Origin of the sequence: Pseudoalteromonas sp. Z1A6 (assembly GCF_011378745.1) — a bacterium.
Lineage (GTDB): Bacteria > Pseudomonadota > Gammaproteobacteria > Enterobacterales > Alteromonadaceae > Pseudoalteromonas > Pseudoalteromonas arctica.
Map to the genome: position 1 here is coordinate 1 of NZ_WTKW01000349.1, position 4,243 is coordinate 4,243.

Annotated in this window: 4 protein-coding genes; 3 read left to right on the top strand and 1 reads right to left on the bottom strand. The window is 39.7% G+C overall.

The genetic code is table 11. The features are described 5' to 3' along the window. Nucleotides 1–181 precede the first annotated feature (181 nt). Nucleotides 182–1,393 (top strand): beta-ketoacyl-ACP synthase I, encoded by a 1,212-nt coding sequence (fabB, locus tag GQR46_RS16820; RefSeq protein WP_165741613.1) that lies wholly within the window; start codon nucleotides 182–184, stop codon nucleotides 1,391–1,393. Nucleotides 1,394–1,496: 103 nt separating this feature from the next. Here fabB and GQR46_RS16825 read toward each other — a convergent pair whose 3' ends face one another. Continuing rightward, nucleotides 1,497–1,862 carry a hypothetical protein gene (locus GQR46_RS16825; protein WP_008169794.1) on the bottom strand — a complete coding sequence of 122 codons (366 nt, stop codon included), beginning with the start codon at nucleotides 1,860–1,862 and terminating at the stop codon, nucleotides 1,497–1,499. 51 nt (nucleotides 1,863–1,913) lie between these two features. On the opposite strand from GQR46_RS16825, the gene GQR46_RS16830 reads away from it, so the two are divergent. Both GQR46_RS16830 and ggt read left to right on the top strand, forming a co-directional pair. Next, nucleotides 1,914–2,456: a GNAT family N-acetyltransferase gene (locus GQR46_RS16830; protein ID WP_165741614.1), complete on the top strand. Its 543-nt coding sequence runs from the start codon at nucleotides 1,914–1,916 to the stop codon at nucleotides 2,454–2,456. A gap of 92 nt (nucleotides 2,457–2,548) precedes the next feature. Further along, a complete protein-coding gene (gene ggt, locus GQR46_RS16835) occupies nucleotides 2,549–4,222 on the top strand; it encodes a gamma-glutamyltransferase (protein WP_165741616.1) in 1,674 nt (557 codons plus the stop codon). The last annotated feature ends 21 nt before the right edge of the window (nucleotides 4,223–4,243 follow it).

Sequence of the window (4,243 nt, forward strand, 5' to 3'; positions counted from 1 at the left end):
CATAATTTTTTAAATTTATAGATATATTTTTAATTATTTTACGGGTTTTCTTTGTAATAGTCTGGCGTTATTTATAAGCTAGCAGTTCAGAGTACAAGTGTACGCTAGAAAGCTGACCACTTAGGTGATTAAATTCGCGTAAAATAGAATGCAATTAAGTATTAAGCTAAGGGAATTACCCATGAGAAGAGCTGTAATTACAGGTATCGGTGTTGTATCAAGCATTGGTAACAACAAAGAAGAAGTATTAGAATCGTTAAAAACGGGCAAAAGCGGTATCGCTTTTAACCAAGAATTTGCCGATTATAAGTTACGTAGTAACGTATCGGGTAAAATTGATATTGACGTTAAAGCACATGTTGACCGCAAAGCAATGCGCTTTATGGGTGATGCTGCTGCTTACTCTTATATTTCTATGACTCAAGCAATTGAAGACTCAGGTTTGACTGACGACCAAGTATCAAATGAGCGCACGGGTATTATTGTTGGCTCTGGCGGTGGTTCGTCTAAGTGGCAAGTAGAAGCAGCTGATATTTTACGTGAAAAAGGCGTAAAACGCGTAGGGCCTTATATGGTTCCACGTACTATGGCGAGCACTACATCTGCTTGTTTAGCAACACCCTTTAAAATTAAAGGTGTTAACTACTCAATTAGCTCTGCATGTGCAACATCTGCGCATTGTATTGGTAATGCAGTAGAACAAATTCAATTAGGTAAGCAAGATGTTGTTTTTGCTGGTGGCGGTGAAGAACTACACTGGACATTGGCAATGGAATTTGACGCTATGGGCGCACTTTCTACTAAATACAACGAAACACCAGAAAAAGCATCTCGTACATACGATGCAAACCGCGATGGTTTTGTTATCTCTGGCGGTGGCGGTATTGTTGTAGTTGAAGAACTTGAACACGCACTTGCACGTGGCGCACATATCTACGGCGAAATTGTTGGCTACGGTGCAACATCAGATGGCTACGACATGGTTGCTCCATCTGGCGAAGGTGCTGCACGTTGTATGCGCCAAGCTATGCAAGATGTAGACAGTATTGATTACTTAAACACGCATGGTACATCTACACCAGTAGGCGACGTTAAAGAACTAGGTGCGATTCAAGAAGTGTTTGGTGGTAAGTCACCAATGATCAGCGCAACTAAAGCAATGACGGGTCATGCTCTCGGTGCTGCAGGTGTTCACGAAGCTATTTTCTCATTATTGATGCTAGAGCACGGCTTTGTAGCACCTTCAATTAATATTGATGAGCTAGATGAGCAAGCGGCAGGTTTAGATATTATCACTGAGCGTCGTGATGTTGAGTTAAATACTGTAATGTCTAATAGCTTTGGCTTTGGTGGCACAAACGCGACTTTAGTTATGAGTAAGTACAAAGGTTAATTTGAGCTTATAAGCCCTAAATATGTAAACACATATCTGGGCTAAACTGCTTAAAACAAAAAAGGAAAGCCGAGGCTTTCCTTTTTTATTATCGAAAGTTAAATTAACCTTCGTTATGTTCTTTACGCGCTTGCTCAATTTCGTCAGCAATTTCTTGCGCTTTCTGCTTAGTTTTTTCAGTTAACTCGCCAGCAGCTTCTTTGCTTTTAATCCATGCATCAACCGCAATCTCTTTGCCGTCGTCGTACATGTCTAAGCCCATTGTTTTACTTTGCTCTAATAGCTCGTTTAAAGACTCATCATTTTTAAGATCGTTAGTTGTCTCTTTAACGTCGTTCCATGCATCACCAAGCTTTTCTTGCATTTGTGCGCTTTTATCTTTTGCATCTTCTTTTACTTCGTTGGCATCTTCACAACCAGTTAATGTAATTAAAGTGCCTAATAAAGCTAAACCTGCTAATTTATTCATGTGCTATCTCCTTTAGAGACTGATAATTAATTCGAGGCAGACTATACAACAATGAAAATGAACGCCCCCGTAACAAAACGATTAAATTTTAAATTAATGAGTGAGCACGATTGGCCTCAATTATTTGAACTCGACCAAAACCCCGCCGTAATGCAGTATTTAACGCGAGGTGTACCTACCTCTTTAGAACAAATAAAAAATGAGGGAGTGCCTCGTATGCTCGCATATAGAAATGAGCTAAAAGGCTGGGGGCTGTGGAGTATCACTCTAAAGCAAACCAGTACATTTATTGGCTGGGTATTAATAAGACCTATGGATTTCTTTAGTGATGCACCAAATTACAGCGATATTGAAATAGGTTGGCGCTTTAAACAAGCGAGTTGGGGGCATGGTTATGCAACCGAGGCGGCTTTAGCATTATGTGATGAACTCATTAAGCAAGATGACGTTAAGGCGATAAGTGCAACGGCACTAAAAGATAATACGGCCTCTATAAATATAATGAAAAAGCTAGGTCTGCAATTTATAAAAAATTATACACATACAGATGAGCAAGGCGACTTACCTGCGGTGCTTTATTCAAAAAACGTTTGAAGATGATTAAATATCAACAGTATAAAGATTGACCTGTCCTTAAGTGACGTGCATTAATATGGGCAACAAAAATAATAAATTAAGGATGTTGTATGGGATTGTTTTTTTCACCACGTAAATTAATCGCCAAAAGTGTACTGGTTTTACAGTTCACTACTTTTAGTGTTTTGGCGCAGCCTTTAGCGCAAAGCGCGGTCGCAATGCCAGACTCGTTCAGTGCCGATGCTGCTAAAAGTATATTAGAGCAAGGCGGTAATGCTGTTGATGCGGCTATTACGGCACAATTTGTACTTGCAGTGACGCTTCCTGAAGCCGGAAATATTGGCGGCGGGGGATTTATGCTTATTCAAAAAGATGGTAAAGGCGATTTTATAGATTATCGCGAGACAGCACCAACAGCGGCTCATCGTGATATGTATTTAGATGAGCAAGGTAATGTTATTGCAAACAAATCAATATATGGCATTCACGCAAGCGGTGTACCTGGCAGTGTAGCGGGTATGTGGCTTGCTCATCAAAAGCATGGCACTTTAAAGTGGGAAACACTAGTACAGCCTGCTGTAACGTTGGCTGAGCAAGGGTTTGTAGTTCCGCCTAAGTTAGCAAAAGGTGTTAGCCATTATATAGCCCATCTAAAAGAGCAAAAAATAAATGTAAACTTTGAAAAATATTTTGCTGATGTAAAAGCCAATAAAGTCTTTAAGCAACCCGAGCTAGCGGCAACGCTAAAGCGTATTCGTGATAACGGCCAAGATGGATTTTATAAAGGCGAGACTGCAAATATTATTGCTAAATTTATGCACCAGCATGGTGGTATTATTAATCAAGATGATTTAAAAAATTATACCGCTAAATCACGTGCGCCTATTAAAGCTAGTTGGAATGGTTATGAAGTACTTACTTCGCCACCGCCAAGTTCAGGTGGTATTGCTATTTTACAGTGGCTCAAAATGTATGAGTTACAAAAACCAAATGCAGGCTTAGCGCATAACTCGACTCAGTATGTGCACTTACTTTCTGAAATAGGTAAACGTGTATTTGCAGATAGAGCAGAGTATTTAGGCGATCCTGATTTTTTTGATGTACCAGTAAACGCGTTAACTAATATTAACTACCTCAAAGAGCGCAGTAATGGCATTTCGTTAACCGCTATCTCGACTACCGAAAATATTAAACCGGGCCTTAAAGAAAGTGAGCAAACTACGCACTTTTCAATCGTTGATAAAATGGGTAACGCTGTAGCAAATACCACCACAATAAACTTAGGGTTTGGTAGCGGTGTCGTTGTTGAAGGTGCGGGATTTATTTTAAATGATGAAATGGACGATTTTAGCGCCAAACCAGGCGTTATGAATGTGTTTGGTGCAATAGGCGGTAAAGCTAATGAAATACAGCCACACAAGCGTATGTTGAGTTCTATGACGCCTACAATACTACTTAAAGACAACACCGTTAAAATGGTGACAGGTTCGCCTGGTGGCACAACCATTATTAGCTCTGTGTACGAATCTATCTTAAATGCGATAGAGTTTGATATGAGTGCAGAGCAGGTTGTAAATAGTCCTCGTTTTCATCATCAATTGTGGCCTAAAAATATAATTAGAACGCACATTGGTTTAACCGATAGCGTAAAAGCAGAGCTTACAAAAATGGGTTACACCATAGACGAGAGGCACTTTGGTGACTTACACGTTATTATTAATAAAAATGGGCAATTAGATGCTGCTTCTGAAGCATCAGGGCGCGGTAAATCAATTGTTTTTTAAATAAAAAAACACCGCGCTAAA